Origin of the sequence: Paenibacillus sp. P32E, assembly GCF_001909085.1 — a bacterium.
In the GTDB taxonomy this organism is placed as follows: Bacteria; Bacillota; Bacilli; order Paenibacillales; family Paenibacillaceae; genus Paenibacillus_AQ; species Paenibacillus_AQ helianthi.
Genome location: NZ_LVYY01000045.1, coordinates 1 through 1,928 on the forward strand (window position 1 = coordinate 1; position 1,928 = coordinate 1,928).

The 1,928-nt window shown below is 49.5% G+C and carries 2 protein-coding genes; both read right to left on the reverse strand.

The window, feature by feature from the left end:
- Positions 1-238 (reverse strand): group II intron maturase-specific domain-containing protein (locus A3848_RS24570; RefSeq protein ID WP_305953445.1); only part of this gene is annotated, 238 nt, incomplete at its 3' end.
- On the reverse strand, positions 235-1,104 hold the full coding sequence (ltrA, locus tag A3848_RS24575) for a group II intron reverse transcriptase/maturase (protein WP_074087500.1): 870 nt from the start codon (positions 1,102-1,104) through the stop codon (positions 235-237). The genes ltrA and A3848_RS24570, both read right to left, overlap by 4 nt.
- Positions 1,105-1,928: the final 824 nt, after the last annotated feature.

Here is a 1,928-nt window from a genome sequence, read left to right on the forward strand (position 1 = left end):
CCAGTACTTTGTTTGGTATCAGCCGGTTTGACACCGTAGATCTCTTTTTGCGCATAAAGGCTCGCACCCTCATTCGCGTCCATTGATCCAGACGTTCAAACTTTTTCTTTACATTTCCTATCCCGAAATAGTTTCCAAATCCTCGGCTGATTTCGTTTAGCTTCCCCAGCATTCCGTCCAGGTTCTTTCCTTGTTGCCTGCACGTTGCCTTTCGGATTTTATCCTTATATTTCTTCACTTTCGCGTCTGGCAAGGCGATATAATCCCTCCGGAAGTCGAATCCCAGAAAACGAAATCCCCCACTTTTGTTTTCTCCGGGTGCATTCGCAGTCGCAGTTCTTCTTCTAATATCTTCTTTGCTGCCCTATACGCCTCTTGTGCCTGTTCCTTTGTCTTACATAGGATTACGGCATCGTCCGCGTACCTGACTACGGCAAATCCCTGCTCTTTCATGCCCCAGTCGAACGCATTCAAATAGATGTTTGCCAAGAGCGGCGAGATGACTCCGCCCTGGGGAGACCCGATTTCTGTTTCATGGAACTGATCATCTTCCATGACTCCCGACGTCAGCCACCCGCGAATGAGCGTCAGTACTTTTCCGTCCGAGATTCTTTCTTGCACTTTCTCCATGAGTCCTTCATGGGGGATTTCATCGAAGAAAGACACAATATCCAGGTCTACTACATGTTCATATCCATTACGTTTGGCCCGCCGGATGGTACGTATGGCTTGATGCGCCGAATATCCTGCTCGAAAACCAAAGCTATAGTAATAAAAATCCTCTTCAAAGATAGGCTCAATGATTTGGCGTACGGCTTGCTGACAGACTCGATCCCGAATCGTAGGAATGCCTAGCGGTCTTAATTTCCCATTTTCCTTCTCGATGTAATGCCGCCTCACCGGATCGGGAACGTAACGGCCCTGCTGCAATAACCTTTGGAGTTCCCTTAGGTTCGTGCTTACATTCTTCTCATACATCCCGATGCTGACACCATCGATACCGCCACTTCCTTGATTCTTTTTCACCGACAGCCAGGCTTCGTCCAGATTGTTCATTTGGTAAACCTTATCGATTAGGGAATAGTAACGTCTTTTCGGTTTCATTGGTGTTTCACCACCTTTACCGCTACTCACCAGGCTGGTCTTGTTTCCGTTACAGATATCGATTCCTTTCTTGTTCCATCCCGGCAACTGCGTGTTAGAAAAAAAAAAAATTCAATCGCTCCTGCTGCCTTGGATGTACTCAGGTCGCCAGTTTGCCTCATTCCCCAAGCGCTCTCTCGCTCTCGGCGGGACTCACCCTCTCGGTCAAACCCTCGCTGGTTTACGGCGCTTACGATATCCACTCGCGAACACTCACAGTCTTTGACAAAGCACGTTCCCTTCGCCTCTGTCTCTCCTCTTTTGGAGTGAGAGCAGGGTATGCGGCACCACTTTTTTTTCTCTGGCTGCTCGCCTTCAAAAAAAAAAAATTCCAGGCGCACACTCATCCGGGTTTTCTCCTCCAGACTGTTACCAGCTTTCATTGGCCCGGACTTGCTCACTACTACGGAACGATCCGCCATCTCGCAACCCTTCGGCTTGGTTTTCCCTTTCGGTTATACCGCCCCTACCTTGTTCGCGTTTGCGTCAAGGAGACTACGAGACTTCCCTCAGTTATCTGCACCTTCTGTTCCATCCATCCTGACCCTAATCACGTCGATGAGTCTTGCAGGTCATTTCCCTTTGTGTGTTTTCCTGTAAGATATACGATTTCGTATAGGTTTCCCCGTTTTTACGGCGGGTCACCCAGCATCGCCGCCACCTCTGGTTCACTGCATTCCGGGCTGGACTTTGCCTGCAGGCCCTTCGGATTCTTCCTTACGGAAGACACCCTGCCCTTCCGGCAACCTTCGGTTGCCGGAAGTCTGCTTCGGCTACGGCACTTT

Excerpts from the sequence above, each read along its gene's own strand:
- ltrA (WP_074087500.1), bottom strand. The coding sequence starts at position 1,104 with ATGAAACCGAAAAGACGTTACTATTCCCTAATCGATAAGGTTTACCAA.